The organism is Paenibacillus sp. BK720, from assembly GCF_011761545.1.
In the GTDB taxonomy this organism is placed as follows: Bacteria; Bacillota; Bacilli; order Paenibacillales; family Paenibacillaceae; genus Pristimantibacillus.
Window position 1 is genome coordinate 126,921 of sequence record NZ_JAASRQ010000004.1, and the last position, 18,978, is coordinate 145,898.

Sequence of the window (18,978 nt, forward strand, 5' to 3'; positions counted from 1 at the left end):
GGAGGGTGCGCGCATGACCGATAAAAAGAAGGACTCGCAAGAGGTTAGCAAGATGATTCTGCAAGCCGCAAGGTCCCTTTTTGCCGAACACGGCGTTGAAGCCGTCAGCATGCACCAGATTGCTAAATCCATTCAAATTGGACAAGGCACCCTGTACAGGCGTTATGCGAACAAATCCGACTTGTGCATGGACCTGATGAATGACACCTTCGAGGATTTGATGGAGGAAATCCGCCGGCTGCTGGAGCCGCTTGCCGATAAGCCTGTCCATGACAGACTGACAGCCGTACTCCGGCGTTTGATCGTCTTCTCGAACGATCAGCTGGAATGGCTGAAGGTCATTAAGGTCAGCAAGACGTGCAAGCCGGAAGACATGGATTTCTATGAAAGTCCAAACTACCGGAAACTAAATAATCTGTTTCTGTCTCTCCTACGGGAAGCGCAGAGCAAAGACGAAATGATAGCCCTTGATCCCGAATTTACGGCCCATATGCTGATTAGCGCGATGGCTCCCGAATCTCTTATCTATTATTCCAAAGTGCTTGGTTACTCGATCGAACAGATTGCCGACAACTTCTGCATGACCATGCTGGGTCCTTTGTTCAAGACTAACCAAGGTAAAACGGTTTCTCCGTGAATTGAAAAAGCTCCGCCGTCAGCCGCGAGATAGGCTAACGGAGGAGCTTTTTCAATTAGGGAATATAGAGAAGCTGTCCTTCCGCAACGGAAGATTCATTCAAGCCGTTATACAACAGAATCTCACGGGGATTCAAGCTGTACCTGACCGCAATCGACTCCAGCGTCTCGTCTCTTTGCACGATGCAGACGCGGATTTTGCGGAATTCGTTCTCCTCCGACTGTTTGCCGAGAAATAAGGTCTTCCACTCGATATCGTCGCCGGATGAACGGGTTTTGGCCTGCTCGGCCTGCTTGGCCGCAACTTCTTCCGCGGCCTGGCGGGCAGCCTGCTCGCGCTTGCTCGTTTGCAGCAGCGTCATCAGACCGACATTCGGCGCTTGCTCCGGATTGTTCTCCGGCTGCTTGCTGCCTACGCCTATCCGGATTTCCTGCTTTTCGTTATCCGGCACGCGGGGAACCTCTGGCTGTGCCTGCCATTCCGCTTCAACCGCCGGCTCTTCGCCAAAGGAAGCAAAAGCCTCCTCTTGTTCCTCCGCTTGCTCGGCAAATGACTCTTCCTGCCAGTCTTCTTCGCTCTCCTGCTCGAATTCGTAAGTATTTTCCCTCTGCGAAGGCGGAGGCGCTTGCGGAGGAACCGTTGGCTGGTAGAACGGATTCACCGGTTGATAGGACTGTGCTTCAGGCTGCTGGTTCACCGGCTGATTGGCCGGCTGGCTCGATTGGAACCACTGGGAAGCAGACCAGCCGCCGTCCCTCGGCGATGCCGAGATGGTGACGGAGGCATCCGCTTCATCGGCTTCATCCAGTTGTTCTTCCTGCTCCTCTTCCTCGAATGCCTCGAAGCTTTCTTCTTCCTCTTCTTCCTCTTCTTCCTCGAACTCTTCTTCCTGAGCTCTTTGCGCTGCCGGCAGCTGGCCCGCAAAACCCGTAAAATAAGGCTGCTGGGTCACGGACTGCCAGGTTTCCGGAGGCTGGGCCTCAAAGTCCGATTGCGCCTCCGCCTCGAATTCCGGCTCTTCAATCGAAGCCTCGCGCTCATGAACGACCGTTATCGGCTCCTCCCGCCATGCCTCTTCCGCATCGGGGAGCGGTTCGACCAGTATGCCCCTAAGCGATAATACGCCAGTCACGTTAAGCGTCCGGGCAGACAATAAGTCGACGTCAAAATTATCGATTTCTACCGAAATGTCGTCCAGCCGGGATACCCGGTTGAGCGGCAGCGTAATTTCGACCGGAATCCAGTGCTCCAGCGTCTGCAGGCTGCCTCCGTCCGATTGTCCGCGATATACGCCGTTAAGGAGCAGCTGCCCTTTCAGTACCGCATGATCACCCTGCTCAATGACCTGAATACGCGGGGTTAGCTCAATTTCCTCCAGTTCGTCAATCGCCGCTACCTCATCCGGCAAATGAATACGCTCATACAAATCAAATCGCAAGCCTTTGGATTGATCTGTCACGCGATATCCTCCCTCCCAATACCATAAATGAAAAGCAAATGCCTAAAGCTTGGGCTAAAGTTACATTCACTACTATCTATATGGCGCGGAAATAAGGAGCATGACTATCAATTTGTCCGTCCGCCCAGCTTGTCAAGAAGATTCGCAAGCCAATCAGGCGTCTCCGCATTCGCTTTTACTAAATCACCGGTCCACGGATGAGGAAAAAGCAACCGTTCGCCATGGAGCGCCTGATGCTGCAGCAGCCTCGTTTCCCCTCCGTACAGCTTGTCGCCAATCAGCGGATGTCCTAGATGGCTCATGTGCACGCGAATTTGATGGGTTCTGCCGGTTTCCAGCTGCAAACGGACAAGCGTAGCATCCGAAAACGTACGAATCGTTTCATAACGAGTGATCGCTGGATCGCCGCCTGGCGTTACGCGTCGTCTTGAAGAATGATGACGGTCTTTGCCGATGGGGGCATTAATCGTGCCTGAGGCCTTTTTCACCTTCCCCTGGACGACTGCCAGATAACGCCGGTCAATCCGCTTCTCGCGCATGGCTTCATCCAGCGCCCATTGGGCAAGATCATTCTTCGAATACAGCACCGGACCGGACGTATCGTCATCCAGGCGGTGGATATGCCGGACGGGAAGCGGATCGCCTTGCGCAAGCAGCCATCGCGCTGCCGATTCATCCAGCGTACCGGTCTGACCGGCATGGGATTCATGAACCGGCATACCCGCGGGCTTGTTCAGGACAAGGCAGAAATCATCCTCGTAGAGGATCTCCACCGCGGGTTCAAGCAAGGAATGGCCGCCGCTCTTTACTTTTCGGTATAGCGGATCCGAGACAGGGTCAACCGGCGGGAAGGCCAAGAGGCGAATGCGCTCTCCCTCCCAACCGATACCGCCTACCGAGAACAAACGGTTAATCCATTTGGCCGGAAATAAAGAACAGGCCAGCAGCCACTGCCGCACAAGATGCGGGTGACTGCCGGCCTCCGGAATGGAAAGCTGCTCCGTTTGCTGCCCGGAAGCCGTATCCTTGCCTGCCGCTTCCCCGGCCAAATCCGCCGGCAGTAGCGACAGCCATTGCCCCTCGCGTCGATAAGGACGTTTATGCATGGATATCGAAACCTTCCTGTTCTATGTTTTATAAGCTTGCAAGCGCCTGATCGTGGACCGCAATCGTTGCGTCGATATCTTCGTCTGAATGGACGGCCGATACAAACATGCCTTCAAACTGCGAAGGAGCAATACTTACGCCAAGATCAAGCATCGCCGAGAAGTAGGCTCTGAATCGTTCAAGATTGGAGGTCTTCGCTGTCTCGAAGTTGATGACATGCGTATCGGTGAAGAACGGGCATACCATCGAACCGACCCGGTTGATCGTTGTTGCAACGCCATGCTTAGCGGCATTAGTCTCAAAGCCGAGTTGAAGCCGGACGGCTTGACGCTCCAGCAGCTCGTAGGTTTCTTTTGTCAGCAGCTTCAGCGTGGTATAGCCGGCTGCCATTGCGAGCGGGTTGCCGGACAAGGTGCCGGCTTGATAGATCGGGCCGCTTGGCGCGATCATTTCCATGATCTCGCGTTTGCCGCCGTAAGCGCCGACCGGCAGGCCGCCGCCGATGACTTTGCCGAAGCAGGTCAAGTCCGGCGTAACGCCGTACAGTCCTTGCGCGCAGTTGTAATGGACGCGGAAGCCGGTCATGACTTCGTCAAAGATGAGCAGGCTGCCGTATTGCTCCGTCAGCTCGCGGAGACCCTGCAGGAAGCCCGGCAGAGGCGGGACAACCCCCATATTGCCCGCTACAGGCTCGACGATAACGCAGGCAATCTCTTCGCCAAACTTTTCGAAAGCAAGCCTCGCCGATTCCAGATCGTTATAAGGAACGGTAATCGTTTGGGAGGCCACGCCTTCCGGAACGCCGGGACTGTCCGGCAGGCCAAGCGTAGCTACGCCGGAGCCGGCTTTGATAAGCAGGCTGTCGGCATGCCCATGATAGGAGCCTTCGAATTTCAAAATCTTGCTGCGCTTCGTATAACCGCGCGCAAGGCGCAGCGCGCTCATCGTCGCTTCCGTGCCGGAGTTTACCATGCGGACGATATCAACGGAAGGAACGCGTTCAACGACGAGCTCGGCCATCAGCGTCTCCAGCTCGGTTGGCGCGCCAAAGCTTGTTCCTTTTTCCGCGGTTTTCTTGATCGCTTCGATGACTTCGGGATGGGCATGACCCATGATGAGCGGTCCCCACGAACCCACGTAATCAATGTAGCCGTTGCCGTCGATATCGTATACGCGGCTGCCCTTGCCGTGATCCATATAGACCGGGTTAAGACCTACGGATTTGAATGCGCGCACCGGGCTGTTTACGCCGCCGGGAAGCACCTGCTTCGCACGGGCGAAAGCCTCTCTCGAACGGTTATCGCGTCTGTTGCCAATCGATTTGCTCATCCCTCTTTATTCTCCTCTCAGCCAGCGCGAAGCATCCTTCGCGTGGTAAGTAATGATCAGATCCGCGCCGGCGCGCTTCATGCTGATCAGCTTCTCAAGCACGATCGCCTTTTCGTCAATCCAGCCGTTAGCCGCAGCGGCTTTCACCATGGCGTATTCACCGCTTACGTTGTAGGCAACGATCGGCAGATCGAAGCTGTCGCGAAGCTGGCGAACGATATCGAGATAAGAAAGAGCAGGCTTGACCATCAGCATATCCGCTCCTTCCAGCACGTCGGAATCCGCTTCGCGCAAAGCTTCGCGGGCGTTGGCAGGGTCCATCTGGTACGTTTTGCGGTCGCCGAACTGCGGCGCGGACTTCGCCGCATCCCGGAAAGGCCCGTAGAAAGCGGAAGCATATTTGACGGAATACGACAAAATCGGAACATGGCTGAAGCCCGCTTCATCCAATCCTTCGCGGATAGCCGATACGAAACCGTCCATCATGTTCGACGGAGCAATCACGTCCGCTCCCGCTTCCGCCTGGGAAACGGCCGTGCGAACGAGCAGCGACAGAGAAGGATCATTATCCACAACCGCCGTGCCCGTAGCTTCATCCAGATGCACCATGCCGCAATGGCCGTGATCGGTGAATTGGCACAGGCAGGTATCCGCCATAACGATCAACTCAGGCGCCCATTTCTTGATCAGGCGCGTAGCCTCCTGTACGATACCGTTCGGATCATAGGCCGAAGTACCTTCAGCATCCTTATGGTCAGGCAGACCAAAGAGCATAATCGCCTGAATGCCAAGCGAGGTGATCTCGCGGATCTCCGTCTCCAGAAGATCAAGCGAGAAGCGGTATACGCCCGGCATCGAGCTGATCTCTTCCTTGATGTTCGTTCCGTATTTCACGTAGATCGGATATATAAAATCATTCGCCGTCAATACGGTTTCGCGTACGATATTGCGCATAGCGGCCGATTGGCGTAATCTGCGGTGTCTCACAATAGGAAATGCCATGTTAAAATCCTCCTTTAATCCTGCTAGCGATGGGTATGCGATAATGGCTCGTAATCAAGACGGATCAGCCGTCAAACGTTTGGTCATCTGATACTGAACCAGCGCTTCAACCAGTGCTTCGATTGTAGCATCCTCAGGTTCAATCGTAACGGAAAGCCCGACTTCGGTCGCCGTCTTCGTGGTTACGGGGCCAATACTTGCTATATCTATGCCGGCCAGCTGCGCGGCCGGATCCTTGAACCCGTTCCTGCGAAGCACCTCAAGCAAATTCGTTACCGTCGATGAGCTGGTGAACGTAATCGCATGAATCTCCCGTTTGCGGATCCATTCAAACGCCTGCTCATCCTGCGATTCCGCAATTACCGTCTCGTAAACATCCAGTTCAACCGGAACAAGCCCCTTAGCCTTCAGCTCGCGCGGCAAAATCTCGCGCGCGAGATCGCCGCGGGGAAGAAGAACTTTTTCTCCCGGCTGCAGTTCGCCCTCCAACCGCTCAAGAAGTCCTTCCGCCTGAAACTTGGCCGGCAGCTGATCGGCAATCAGGCCACGCTTCCGCAAAGCTTCGGCGGTCCGGGGACCAACTGCCGCAATGCGGGCGGCATGGAAACGCCGGATATCTACCTCGAAGCGATCCAGCCAGTTGAAGAAATACTCCACCCCGTTCACGCTCGTAAACATTAACCATTTATAGGATTCCGCATCCGCGAGAGCCTTACGGATTGCTTCGACAGCAGCCTCATCCCGAGGCTCGCGCGTCTCAATGACCGGAAGCTCGCAAGGCTCGCCGCCAAGCTCTTCGATCCGGTCAGCCAGGTCGCTGGCTTGGGCTCTGGCCCGCGTGACAAGCACGCGCACGCCAAAGAGCGGCTTCTGCTCGTACCATTTCAGCTTGTCCCGCTGCAATACTACGTCACCAACGACAATAACCGCCGGCGGCTGAAAATTCGCCTCTTTCACGATTCGTTCAATCGACTCCAGCGTGCCGACAATCGTCTGCTGCTCCACGCGGGTCCCCCAGCGGATAAGGGCAACCGGCGTTGTTGCCGGCTTGCCGTGACGGATAAGCTGCTCGGCAATATAACCGATCTTGGCTACGCCCATCAGGAAAATAAGCGTACCCGTCGCATTGGTTACCTTATCCCAATGGATGGAGCGGTCGAGTTTTTCCGGGCTCTCATGCCCCGTTACAATGGATAAGGAAGAGGCCAGATCGCGGTGAGTCACCGGAATACCGGCATAAGCGGGAACCGCGATGGCCGATGTAATGCCAGGAACAATCTCGAACGTAACGCCATGCTCCTGCAGCAATTCCGCTTCTTCGCCGACTCGGCCGAAGATCGTGGGATCCCCGCCTTTCAGCCTTGTGACCGTATGCCCTTCCAAAGCCAGATCCACGAGCAGCTGGTTAATCTCTTCCTGCTTCATCGTATGACGGTCCGGAAGTTTGCCGACGTAAATTTTGCGGGCGCCTTCCTTCATATGTCTCAGCAGCCTTGGACTCGCCAGACGGTCATAGACAACAACGTCGCTTCGTCTCAGACATTCCAGGCCGCGAACCGTAATCAGCTTAGGATCTCCCGGTCCGGCGCCTACGAGATAGACAACTCCCTTATTCATTCCGTTATCCCCCGTTACCCCCGTATTCCGCCAAAATGCGGTCCGCGCCTCTTGCTGCCAAAGCTGCCGCAACGTCACGGCCCAGCTGCTCCGGATCGGTGCCCCTCCGGATTTCCTTCAGCATCACTTCTCCGTCGGGAGAGCCAACCATGCCGGTCAGCTCCAGCTCGGCGTTATCGAAGCTGTCCCCAGACTTCTTGTGCACCACGGCGAAAGCGCCGATCGGAACCTGGCAGCCGCCGTTCAGCGCGCCCAGGAAGCTTCTCTCCGCACGAACGGACAACGAGGTTTCGGTATCGTTCAGCAAGTCAAGCAGCTCGCGCACGCCGGCATCGTCCGTGCGGCACTCAATGCCAAGCGCTCCTTGCCCAACCGCCGGGATCGACAGATCAACCGGTATAAAAGCCGAGATCCGGTCCTGCCAACCCATTCGGGTAAGACCGGCCGCAGCCAGGACAACCGCATCAAAGCCTTCCGTCTCCAGCTTCCGGATCCGCGAGTCGATATTGCCGCGGATGGAATCGAGCTGAAGATCCGGCCGGATATTTTTAAGCTGACTGGAGCGGCGCAGACTGCTTGTCCCCACGCGCGAGCCTGGAGGCAAGTCCTCAAGCGAGCTCCCCTGCTTCATAATCAGGCAGTCTCTCGGATCAACCCGTCTGGGAGTAGCGCCGTTCATCAGGCCTTCCGGCAGCTCGTAAGGCATATCCTTCATGCTGTGGACAGCCATGTCGATCTCGCCGTCAAGAAGGGCTTGCTCGATCTCTTTTACGAACAAGCCCTTGCCGCCAACCTTGGACAACGTGACATCCAGAATGCGGTCGCCCTTCGTCACAATTTTCCGAATTTCGAAATCGTACCCAAACCCGTGCTTCTCGCTGATTCGTTTCAACTCGTCAATGACTTGCCCCGTTTGCGTCAAAGCAAGAGCGCTCTGGCGTGTCCCTACCACGATTGTACGCGGTCCATTATTATGAGCTCCCATTATTGTCTTCCTCCCGTCGTCCATCCAAGGGCCTTTTTGCCCGAAGTCGTTCTACCCAAGCTTTTAATTCGATGTTTGTCCGATCCCCAAACGGCACTTCTTCGGCTGCCAGCCTCAGCAGCATTTCCCGCTCGCCCGGCTCGGAGACAGCGGCTTTCACGTATTCGCGCAGCCGCCTGAGCTGCTCCACGCTATATCCGTATTCCTCGCCGTAATGCCCTTCAAGCTCCCGCTTCAACCTTGCCGATAAAGCCGGGCTTGCGCCTGTTGCGGAGACGGCAATCAGAAGATCTCCGCGGCGTATAACCGAAGGATTGAGAAACCCTCGTCCCTCGGACTCGTCGACCGTATTCACCAAAGCCCCGGCCCGCCTGCCGTCATCCGCAATCCGGCGGTTAAGCCCGGAATCATCCGTTGCGGCAAACAGCAGACGCGCCTCCAGCGCATCCTCCGGCTCGTAGGTCCGGCAATGCCATCGAAGGGATCCGCATGAAGCAAGCTCCTCCAGCCGGGAGGTGATCTTCGGACTGACAAGAATGACGGTATCCGCTCCCGCCTCCAGGAGGCCTAACGCCTTGCGCTCGGCAATCCGCCCGCCGCCTATAATGACGCAGCGTTCGCCGCGAAGCTGAAGCATTACCGGGTAGTAACCGTTCATGCGCATCCCCTTCTTCTAGTGAAACGTCGATAGATAACTGGATAACAGATTAATGATCAGCATAACGAACGCGATCAGATGAAGTCTTGCAAGCTGCGTGCCCGGACGTCTAAGCATCGCTCTTTGAATAATATAATTGACGTAAAAGATCAAAGTCGCAAACGAGGTCAGCACCTTCCAGTCAAGCAGCAGCTGCGGCCGTCCTTCCGCAATCAGCAGCGTAACCGCAACCGACAAGGACATGGCCAGCAAAGGCACGCCGATAATGATCGCCCTGTCCGAGAAGCGTTCGATCGTATCAAGGCTTGGGAGCCTGCGCGTGAACGGGGTCCAGCGCTTCCCTTTCAGCTGCTTGTGCAGGAAGAGGTACATTCCCGCGAACACCGACCCTATCGTAAGCGATGCATACGCGCATAGCACCAAACTAATATGTACAAGGAGCAGGTCGCGCAAAGCCTGCGAAACCCCGAATTGCTCATCCACGCCCGGCCGGCTGTACAAGTTTAGGGCAAGCACGGAGAAGCTGATGATGTTGACAAGAAAAACCAGAAACTCGATTTTGAAAAACTGGCTGATGACCAAGGATATTGTAACCAGCAGCCACGAAAAGCCTAGCCAATATTCAAAGGAAGAGATTGCCGCAATCTCGAAATGGGTCACGAGCCGGCTCACCAGAATGACGGTTTGCAATATCCATACAAAAATAAGGAGCCCTGTTCCAATCCGCTTCGCTCTCCGGTTCGCATCCATGAAATCGGAGAAGTAAAACAGAAGGCTCAGGGCGTAAATATAAAGTATCGCGTCGTAAAGCCATTTTTGCGTAAAAAACATAAGCTTCCACCTTGCCGCCCTTCGCGATTATTCGGGTAGCGCGCTGTTATCGAAGGATGGACGCCAGTGCCGAGGCTGCCGGACGTGCAGGCATCGTTTTCTTTTTCGCCGCAGACGCCGTGTCTGCTTCAGCTTGTTTCGACTGGGCCAGCTCATCTTCAAGCGCAAACAACTTAACGAACATATCCATTGCTTCCTCGGAATGCTTCTCCCCGGCCATCTCTTTGATCCGCAGGATCGGATCTTGCATCATCTGGTTCACAATGCTCTTCGTCAGCTTGCGGATCACCTTCAGTTCATGCTCGTCCAGATCCGGCAGCTTGTTCGTCAGGCTGTTAAGCGTCTCTTCGTGAATGTGGGCAGCCTTTGTCTGGAGGGCGCGGATCAAAGGCACGACGCCAAGCGTCTTGTACCATTGCTCGAACTGTTCCGACTCTTGTTCAATCATCGTTTCGATCTTCTCCGCTTCCTTCCGGCGCTGCTCGATATTGCTAGCCACAATGCCTTCCAAATCGTCAATGTCGTACAAGAACACGTTCTCGACCGCGGCAATCCCCGGATCGAGGTCGCGCGGAACGGCGATGTCGATCATGAACAAAGGCTTCGACTTCCGGCGCTTCATCGCCTCGGCTACCGCTTGGCGTTCCAGCACGTAACCGTCCGCTCCCGTAGAGCTGATCACGATGTCCGCTTCATGAAGCTTGCTTGCCGCATCTTCCATCGAGCAAGCGATACCGTTAAATTTCTCGGCCAGCTGGGCTGCGCGTTCGTAAGTCCGGTTCACCACGATAACGCGGTCAGCGCCATTGGCGTACAAATGCTTTGCGGTCAACTCGCCCGTCTCTCCGGCGCCAATCACCATAACGGTCTTCTTGTTGAACTGGCCGAAGATCCGCTTGCCAAGCTCAACAGCCGCATAGCTGACCGATACCGCCGATTCTCCAATCGTTGTCTCCGAATGAGCGCGCTTCGCCATCGTAACCGCTTGTTTGAACAGCATGTTGAACAAGGTTCCTGTCGTCTTCTGCTGCTGCGCAAGCGCAAAAGCATCCTTCACTTGCCCGAGAATTTGCGTCTCTCCGATCACCATCGAATCAAGTCCGCTTGTTACCCGGAATAGATGCTCGATAGCCTTGTCATCCTCATGCATATATAAATGGCTTGTGAACTGCTCTCTTGGCAGCTTGAACCACTGCTCCATAAAGCTGCGGATATAATGCCCGCATAGATGGTGTCTGTCCACTACCGCATACAGCTCGGTACGATTGCAGGTCGCAACAATGACACATTCCATAATGCTGTTCGTGCTCATTAGTTGTTTGAGCGCTTCCGGCAATTCTTTCTCTGCTACGGCAAATCGTTCTCTTACTTCTACGGGAGCTGTCCTATAGTTCAAACCAACTACGATAATGTGCATGCGCGTTCACCTGCCTTTCTTCAAAATTAACTTTAGAATGATTATAACATAGTTCGACAAGCCGTATAACTTCATATTGGCTTCATTTATGAATAATGTTTGAAAACCCTCATTGCCATTATTCCCTGTTTATACAAAGAAAATAACCATGGACCGAGGTCTATGGTTATCTCTATATCGTTTCAATTTAAAAGCTTAAACAAGCTCAACTTGTTGCATTTTTGGTTCTTCTACTTTCAACTCGCCCATGCCGCGAATCAGCTTCTTCGCATGAGTAGTTGTCGGCTTCAGTACAGCGATCATGTAGTCAATCGCAAGCTGTGGATCCACAGTTTCACCGCAAGTGTAGCAGTCGAGAGCGGCGAATCCTTTCTCAGGATACGTATGAATCGAGAGATGACTCTCCGACAGCAATACAAGTACTGTTGCTCCTTGAGGCTCAAATTGTTTCGATTGCACCGATAATACGGTAGCGCCGCATGCTTCAGCAGCCTCCACCATTTGGGCTTGCAAAAATTCAGCGTTGTTCAGCAGATCAAAGTCTACTCCCCAAGTATCAACAGCAACGTGTCTTCCGAAAGTTGAATATTCCATCTTCCGGTTCCCCCTTCCTAGGAATAAAATGTTTAAAAAAATTTCATCCGCTAGGACCTACGTCATTCACTTCCCGAGGGAATAATCTCTCGCAACATAACCATGTCCTGAGTGAATCCTGGTTCCTATTTTGTTTAGACCAATGTTTTCAACGAGATTAAAAATAACATCTATTGGGCAGAATTGCAACCCTTTTTTTCGGGAAGAAACGAAAACTTTTTTCCGCTTCAATCCCGTATACACAGTATGTGGCTGAAGCGGTTTCGGTACCTTGGAAAGCGTCCATTGCATTATCATTTTTTCGTAAAAAAAGAAGCCGCATTCAGCGGCTCCCTGGATTCAAGGCTTATCGAGTTAAGCTTCTAATACAAACAATTTCTTGGTCAGCATCGCCAGTCTTTCGTCGATGCCGGCAATTTGCAGACGGTCCTTCGTTTGATTGCGCAGGTCAAGCAATTCGTTAATCGCGTTGTTGACCAGCTCGATTTCACGTTCGATTAAGCGGCTCTTGAACACACGCTCCAATTGGCCGACCGTATCCTTGTATTCGAATACGACCCGTGTGCCCGACGATGTGCTTTCAACGATTTTGCGGACGCTGCCATTTGTATAATGGTAGATCATCGTATAATGGCTGTAGATACGATTAACAATTGCGTCTCCACGGAAAGCCGTTACGGCTTTGCGCATGGCGTTGGTCAGCTTGGGGTGAATCAGGCGGCAAGAGAGTTCACATACATAGAGGTCTTGCTGACGTTCAAACGTCAGTGTGACTTCTTCCTTCCCTGCTACGTCTTCGAGAACCAGCTCCTGGTTTCCGTTATCGAGGACCTTCACGTTCATGCATACCTGCTGGTCATCGAAAAACCGAATAAATTGCTTCATCTCATCGCTCGTCAATTGCAGTTTGGCACTTACATACTCTGTGGCTAGCCGCTGAGCCATAAAAATCTCCTCAATTCTTTAAACTTGCGCTTTTGTTCTTAATGCCTAAGTATATTATACGTGATCAGAGCTTTTTATTCCTGCCGTTCAGCCTCGATATTCTCGCATATTTCAGAAAAATCCCGTAGATTTCACGAGGAACGCCGTATTTCTTGCTGTATCCTCTGCATTATAGAGGAAGTTATTGATCTATCTCCGTTATATGCCCAATCGCTCCATTAATGACCTCCCACAGCTTGTCGCGGCCAAGCCCTGTCTCCGAGGAAAACATAACCAGCGGATCTCGCGGATCCGCCTCAAGCGACTCCTTGATGACCTTTACGTGCTTGTCCCATTTGCCTTTCGGGATTTTGTCCGCTTTCGTGCAGACGATGCAGGTCGGCACATTGTAATGCTTCAGCCAATGGTACATGAGCACATCGTCCTTTGACGGGGCGTGCCGCATGTCGATAACGAGAAGCTGCAGCTTCAATTCCTTGCGATCGCGAATATAAGTCTCGATCATTTGCCCGAACAGTTCCCGCTGCGTCTTGGATACTTTCGCGTAGCCGTAGCCGGGAAAATCGACAAAATAGACCATGTCGTTCACGCGGTAATAGTTAAGCTGCTGCGTCTTGCCGGGCTGCGAGCTTGTTCTCGCCAGGTTTTTACGCAAGATCAATTTGTTGATAAGCGACGATTTGCCGACATTGGAACGCCCTGCCAGAGCAATCTCTGGCAAGGCGTCAACTGGATATTGCGAAGGTCTTACTGCACTTATGATAAATTCTGATTGGGTAATTTTCATCCGATTACTGTTCCCGCTTTCTCTTCGGTGTTAGCCGGCAGCAGCGCATGCTGCAGAACTTCGTCCATATGGCTGACAGGAACAAAAGTCATCTCACTGCGTACGCTGTCCGGAATATCGCTTAAGTCGCGTTCATTATCCTTCGGCAGAAGCACCTTTCGGATGCCTGCCCGGTGAGCGGCGAGCGATTTTTCCTTCAAGCCGCCGATCGGGAGCACGCGGCCGCGCAGCGTAATCTCGCCGGTCATTGCAACTTCCTTCGATACATACCGGTTCGTCAGGGCGGAGATCAAAGCGGTTGCCATCGTTATGCCGGCAGATGGTCCGTCTTTGGGAATTGCGCCCTCCGGAATATGAATATGGATATCCTTGTTCACATGGAATTCGGGATCGATGCCAAGCTCAATAGCCTTGGACCTCGTATAGCTGAAGGCAGCCTGAGCCGATTCTTTCATCACATCGCCAAGCTTGCCGGTCAAGGTAAGCTTGCCGCTGCCCGGCATAACCGTTACCTCGATAACCAGCGTATCGCCGCCAACCTCGGTCCAGGCGAGGCCCGTTACGGCACCGATCTGGTTCTCGACCTCGGCCGTGCCATGACGGAACTTCGCAGGTCCAAGCCATTCCTTCAGCAGCTGCGGCGTAACCGTCACCGTCGCTGCCGAAACCTCCGCTTGGGCTTGCTTTTCCTCCGTTGCTGCCGCTTTATCGTCTCCGCCAAAAGCGGCCTCCAACGTATTCAGCTCGGGAGCTTCATACGGCTGACCGGCCAAATCGCCTTCGTTCCGCTCCTTGCTGCCAGCCTGCGGCTTGGAACCTTCAGATACGATATGCTTCGCGGCTTTCCGGCTCAAAGCGGCAATTTGCTGCTCCAGATTCCGTACGCCGGATTCACGCGTATATTCGCGGATCAACTGCAGGACAACCTCGTCCTCGACGACAAGCTGATTTTCCGCCAATCCATGCTCCCTGCGCTGCTTCGGCAGAAGGTAGCGTTCCGCGATCTGCTGCTTCTCCAGCTCCGTATAGCCCGGAATGTAGAGCACTTCCATCCGGTCTAGCAGCGGACGCGGAATATTGTGCAAAGAGTTGGCCGTTGTGACAAACATTACGTTAGACAAATCGAACGGCACCTCGATGAAGTGGTCGCTAAACGTATTGTTCTGCTCCGGATCAAGCACCTCAAGCAATGCGGATGAAGGATCACCGCGGAAATCGCTTGCCATCTTGTCGATCTCGTCGAGCAGGAAGACCGGATTATAGGATCCCGCGGTCTTCATCCCCTGAATGATCCGTCCGGGCATAGCGCCTACATACGTGCGGCGATGACCGCGGATTTCCGCTTCGTCGCGAACGCCGCCCAGCGAGATTCGAACGAATTTGCGATCCAGCGATTTGGCGATCGAGCGGGCAAGCGAGGTTTTTCCGACACCCGGAGGCCCTACGAGGCAAAGAATCGGCCCTTTCATCTTCTTCACCAGCTGCTGAACCGCCAAATATTCAAGCACGCGCTCTTTCGGCTTCTCCAGGCCGTAGTGATCGTTGTTCAGGATCTCTTCCGCCTTGCTTAGGGATAAATCGTCTTCCGTATGCTTGCTCCAAGGCAATGCTAATAACCAATCGATATAATTGCGGATAACGCCGCCCTCGGCGGAGGTTGCGGGCATTTTTTCCAGACGGTCGATTTCCTTCTCGACTTTCTCCCGCACATGGTCAGGAACTCCCGCTTCATTCAGCTGATTGCGAAGCTCCTCGACCTCGCCGGCGCGTCCTTCCTTCTCGCCAAGCTCCTTCTGGATCGCTTTCATCTGCTCGCGCAAATAATATTCCTTTTGCGTCTTCTCCATCTGCTTTTTGACGCGCTGGTTGATTTTGCGTTCGAGCTCAAGCACCTCGCGCTCGTTATTCAGGATATCAAGCAGACGCTCAAGGCGCTCCCGGACATCAATCGTCTCGAGAATATCCTGCTTATCCTTGATCTTTAGCGACAAATGGCTTGTAATGACATCGGCAAGCCTGCCCGGTTCATCGATATCCGATACCGCGGCAAGCGTCTCCGGCGTTACCTTCTTCGACAGCGAAATGTAATGCTCGAACTGGCTGAGTACCGACCGCATAAGCGCATCCACTTCGGGATCGTCAGTCTCCGGCTCTGGAAGCTCGAGCACCGTCACTTCGTAGAACTGTTCGTTAGGCACATAGTCCACAATCTCGGCTCTTACAACGCCCTCAACAAGCACGCGGATTGTACCGTTTGGCAGCTTAAGCATCTGTCTGACCTTCGCAATGGTGCCGACGCGGTAAATATCGTCTTCTGTAGGCTCTTCAATATTGACTTCGGATTGCGAGCAAAGAAGAATCATATGATCGTCGATCATGCATTTCTCCAGCGCCCGCACCGATTTGTCCCTTCCCACGTCAAGGTGGAGCACCATGCTGGGATATACAAGCAGCCCCCTTAAAGGAAGCAGGGGAAGCCGACGGCCTTTCGTTTTTCCGGATCCCACACCAGCACCTCCAATTGTTTCGAATACCCTATTTTATCATTCCACGGAATCCGCCTGCAAATAGGGAACCCCCGAAGCGATAAAAAGATCGGAACCGACATGGTTTTCAACCTCTGCGACGACGGTTTCGCCAACCGGGAAGACGTATCTGAACACCTCGTCAACCCGGTCTACCGGTATGACCTTCAGTCCCTCCAGATTGGCAAAAATCGCCTGCCAGTTCTCGCGCGGAATAATAACCGTATCCGCGCCAGCCTGGAATGCCGCCTCTACCTTGGCCAGCACGCCGCCTACCGGCTTCACGTTGCCGTGTATGCCAACCTCGCCGGTCATCGCCAGCTTGTTGTCAATCGGCACCTCTTTGATTGCGGAGGCGATGGCCGTTGCCATGGCAATGCCGGCAGACGGACCATCGATCGGCGTGCCGCCGGGGAAGTTGATATGCAGGTCATAGTCCTGCGGGGTCAGTCCGTAACGGCGGAGCATCGTCAGCACGTTTTCAACCGAGCCCTTCGCCATGCTTTTCCGTCTCAGCGTCCGGGAGCCGCCGCCAAGCTCTTCCTCGTCGACCACGCCGGTAATCGTATATTGGCCTTTGCCGGCAGCCGCCGGAATGGCGCTGACTTCGATCTCAAGCAAGGTCCCCATATTAGGTCCATACACCGCCAAGCCGTTAACGAAACCAATCTGAGGCGCTTCCGGCACCTTACGGTCCGGACGAGGCGGAATTTGGCTGCTGTTCACAACCCATTCCACATCGGCCGCGGTAATAGCATCCCGTTTCTCGGACAATGCCATACCCGCTGCAAGCTGAATAACGTTAACCGCTTCGCGTCCGTTCGTCGCATATTTCTTCACCACGTCCACGGCATCCGGACATGGAGCAAAGCCGATTTTTTTAACCGCATTCTCGGCAATCGAAGCAATCTCGCTGGCAAGCAGCGGACGGAAATAAATTTCCATGCAGCGCGAGCGGATGGCCGGAGGCAAATCCTGCGGCGAACGCGTTGTGGCCCCTACAAGACGGAAGTCGGCAGGGAGACCGTTCTGGAAAATATCATGGATATAAAGCGGGATATTCGCATCTTCCGAATTGTAATAAGCACTCTCCAGGAACACTTTGCGGTCTTCCAGTACTTTTAACAGCTTATTCATTTGGATGGGATGCAATTCACCGATTTCGTCGATAAACAGGATCCCGCCATGCGCCTTGGTCACCGCTCCCGGCTTCGGCTGCGGGATTCCCGCCACGCCCATCGCCCCTGCCCCTTGATAAATCGGATCGTGAACGGAGCCGATTAACGGATCGGCAATGCCGCGCTCGTCGAACCGGGCCGTCGTTGCGTCAATCTCGGTGAACTTCGCTTCATTCAGAAACGGCGACGAAGGATTCTTCTTGGCTTCCTCCAACACAACGCGGGCAGCCGCCGTCTTTCCGACGCCCGGCGGACCGTAAATAATGACATGCTGCGGATTCGCGCTGCAAAGCGCCGCCTTGAGCGCGCGCAGACCGTCAGTCTGCCCGACGATATCCTGCATCGCCTGCGGACGCGTTTTCTCCGCAAGCGGCTTCGTCAGCGAGACGGAGCGCAGCTTGCGCAGCTTATCCATCTCCTTGCGCGATTCCCGATCTACCGCAGAGCGGTTGGTCTTCTGATTGCGCAGCAGATTCCAGAAATATAAACCAATAACCACAGCAAAGAAGACTTGGATCAGCATCAAAACCATACTTAAACTCATTAATATCTTCTCCTCTCAAAGCGAACTATTCCGGCAAAAGAGTACGTAATTGGTAGTATTGCCCCTTGCTGCAGGGAATAATCGCTTCCGGAAGAAAAAAGAGGCATTCCTTGTCAACCGCCAAGCGGGGTTGTTTCGGAATGCCTCTTTTGTCAGATGGCAGAGAGTTCGTTATGCATGCGCATGATTTTTGCGTCCCGGAATTTCGCCAGTCGCTTCGAATACGCGTACAATCTCGTCGATTTCTTTCTTAAGCTCGTTAAGAAGCTCCGCTTCAGGCACTTTGCGGATCATCTCTCCGTAACGGAACAGCATACCTTCGCCGCGGGCGCCGGCAATGCCGATATCCGCCTCGCGGGCTTCGCCGGGACCGTTAACGGCACAGCCAAGCACGGATACCTTAATCGGCACCTTCACCTTGGAGATATACTCCTCCACTTCGTTCGCGATCGAGAACAGGTCGATATCCAGGCGGCCGCAAGTCGGGCAGGAAATCAAGGTTGCCGCGTTCGTAATCAGACCGAAGGTCTTGAGCAGCTCGCGGGCTACCTTCACTTCCTCCACCGGATCCGCGCTCAAGCTGATGCGAACCGTGTTGCCGATACCCATTGCAAGCAATGCGCCGATACCAGCGGAGCTCTTGATCGTACCGGAATGAAGCGTGCCTGCTTCGGTAATGCCAAGATGAAGCGGATACTTGATTTTCTCCGCAGCCATGCTGTAAGCCGCAATCGCCATCGGAACGTCGGACGCCTTAAGCGATACGATAATATCGTGGAAATCCAGCTCCTCCAGAATGCCGATATGGAAGAGCGCGCTCTCCACCATCGCTTCCGGCGTAGGGTAGCCGTATTTCTCCAGCAGATGATTCTCAAGCGAGCCCGCGTTAACGCCGATCCGGATTGGAATGCCGCGTTCCTTGCAAGCCTTCACGACAGCTTCAATCTTCTCGCGGCGGCCGATGTTGCCCGGGTTAATCCGGACTTTATCAATGCCGTTCTCGATCGCCAGAAGGGCAAGACGGTAGTCGAAATGAATATCGGCAACAAGAGGAATATGAATCCGTTTCTTGATTTCCTTAATCGCATCGGCGGCTTCCTTATTGTTGACGGTAACCCGCACAATCTGGCAGCCTGCTTCTTCCAGACGCAAAATCTCGGCTACTGTAGCCTCTACATCAGCCGTCTTTGTTGTACACATACTCTGAATGATGACTTCATTGCTTCCGCCAATCGTCAGGTTGCCGACTTTGACCGGCACAGTATCCTTGCGCAAATACATAAAATGATCTCTCCCATGAACGTCAAAGTCCACCCTTTGACGAGCGATAAATCCGCGGCCAAAGGGTGGAGGGAATGACGGT

Annotated in this window: 16 protein-coding genes; 1 reads left to right on the top strand and 15 read right to left on the bottom strand. The window is 53.9% G+C overall.

Going from position 1 to position 18,978, the window contains the following annotated elements; translation table 11 throughout:
* The first annotated feature begins 13 nt into the window (after positions 1-13).
* Positions 14-637, top strand: coding sequence for a TetR/AcrR family transcriptional regulator (locus tag FHT67_RS16205; RefSeq protein ID WP_165930675.1), 624 nt, complete (start codon positions 14-16; stop codon positions 635-637).
* A 55-nt stretch (positions 638-692) separates the two neighbouring features.
* On the opposite strand, the gene FHT67_RS30535 is transcribed toward FHT67_RS16205, so the two are convergent.
* The 15 genes from FHT67_RS30535 to ispG form a co-directional block, all read right to left on the bottom strand.
* Positions 693-2,096 (bottom strand): LysM peptidoglycan-binding domain-containing protein, encoded by a 1,404-nt coding sequence (locus FHT67_RS30535; protein ID WP_167199873.1) that lies wholly within the window; start codon positions 2,094-2,096, stop codon positions 693-695.
* A gap of 107 nt (positions 2,097-2,203) precedes the next feature.
* A complete protein-coding gene (locus FHT67_RS16215) occupies positions 2,204-3,202 on the bottom strand; it encodes an RluA family pseudouridine synthase (RefSeq protein WP_167199876.1) in 999 nt (332 codons plus the stop codon).
* A 28-nt stretch (positions 3,203-3,230) separates the two neighbouring features.
* Positions 3,231-4,532, bottom strand: a complete 1,302-nt coding sequence (hemL, locus tag FHT67_RS16220) for a glutamate-1-semialdehyde 2,1-aminomutase (protein WP_132307327.1) — start codon at positions 4,530-4,532, stop codon at positions 3,231-3,233.
* A gap of 6 nt (positions 4,533-4,538) precedes the next feature.
* Positions 4,539-5,534 (bottom strand): porphobilinogen synthase, encoded by a 996-nt coding sequence (gene hemB, locus FHT67_RS16225; RefSeq protein ID WP_132307329.1) that lies wholly within the window; start codon positions 5,532-5,534, stop codon positions 4,539-4,541.
* Between the two features lie 54 nt (positions 5,535-5,588).
* Entirely contained in the window at positions 5,589-7,151 is a 1,563-nt protein-coding gene (cobA, locus tag FHT67_RS16230; RefSeq protein ID WP_167199879.1) for a uroporphyrinogen-III C-methyltransferase, read from the bottom strand.
* Between the two features lie 4 nt (positions 7,152-7,155).
* Complete coding sequence (gene hemC / locus FHT67_RS16235) at positions 7,156-8,136, bottom strand: hydroxymethylbilane synthase (protein WP_132307333.1); 981 nt, start codon at positions 8,134-8,136, stop codon at positions 7,156-7,158.
* Complete coding sequence (locus FHT67_RS16240) at positions 8,123-8,794, bottom strand: precorrin-2 dehydrogenase/sirohydrochlorin ferrochelatase family protein (RefSeq protein WP_167199882.1); 672 nt, start codon at positions 8,792-8,794, stop codon at positions 8,123-8,125. The genes hemC and FHT67_RS16240 overlap by 14 nt, the downstream gene beginning before the upstream one ends.
* Before the next feature lie 15 nt (positions 8,795-8,809).
* Positions 8,810-9,625 carry a cytochrome c biogenesis protein CcsA gene (gene ccsA, locus FHT67_RS16245; RefSeq protein ID WP_132307337.1) on the bottom strand — a complete coding sequence of 272 codons (816 nt, stop codon included), beginning with the start codon at positions 9,623-9,625 and terminating at the stop codon, positions 8,810-8,812.
* Positions 9,626-9,671: 46 nt separating this feature from the next.
* Entirely contained in the window at positions 9,672-11,042 is a 1,371-nt protein-coding gene (gene hemA / locus FHT67_RS16250) for a glutamyl-tRNA reductase (protein WP_132307339.1), read from the bottom strand.
* 195 nt (positions 11,043-11,237) lie between these two features.
* A complete protein-coding gene (speD, locus tag FHT67_RS16255) occupies positions 11,238-11,636 on the bottom strand; it encodes an adenosylmethionine decarboxylase (RefSeq protein ID WP_091185927.1) in 399 nt (132 codons plus the stop codon).
* 354 nt (positions 11,637-11,990) lie between these two features.
* Positions 11,991-12,581, bottom strand: coding sequence for a non-ribosomal peptide synthetase module (locus tag FHT67_RS16260; RefSeq protein ID WP_132307341.1), 591 nt, complete (start codon positions 12,579-12,581; stop codon positions 11,991-11,993).
* A gap of 181 nt (positions 12,582-12,762) precedes the next feature.
* Positions 12,763-13,368 carry a ribosome biogenesis GTP-binding protein YihA/YsxC gene (gene yihA, locus FHT67_RS16265; RefSeq protein ID WP_132307343.1) on the bottom strand — a complete coding sequence of 202 codons (606 nt, stop codon included), beginning with the start codon at positions 13,366-13,368 and terminating at the stop codon, positions 12,763-12,765.
* Positions 13,365-15,875: an endopeptidase La gene (gene lon / locus FHT67_RS16270; protein WP_167199885.1), complete on the bottom strand. Its 2,511-nt coding sequence runs from the start codon at positions 15,873-15,875 to the stop codon at positions 13,365-13,367. The genes yihA and lon overlap by 4 nt, the downstream gene beginning before the upstream one ends.
* 36 nt (positions 15,876-15,911) lie before the next feature.
* A complete protein-coding gene (lonB, locus tag FHT67_RS16275; RefSeq protein ID WP_132307347.1) occupies positions 15,912-17,615 on the bottom strand; it encodes an ATP-dependent protease LonB in 1,704 nt (567 codons plus the stop codon).
* Between the two features lie 171 nt (positions 17,616-17,786).
* Entirely contained in the window at positions 17,787-18,896 is a 1,110-nt protein-coding gene (ispG, locus tag FHT67_RS16280) for a flavodoxin-dependent (E)-4-hydroxy-3-methylbut-2-enyl-diphosphate synthase (protein ID WP_132307349.1), read from the bottom strand.
* Positions 18,897-18,978 lie beyond the last annotated feature (82 nt).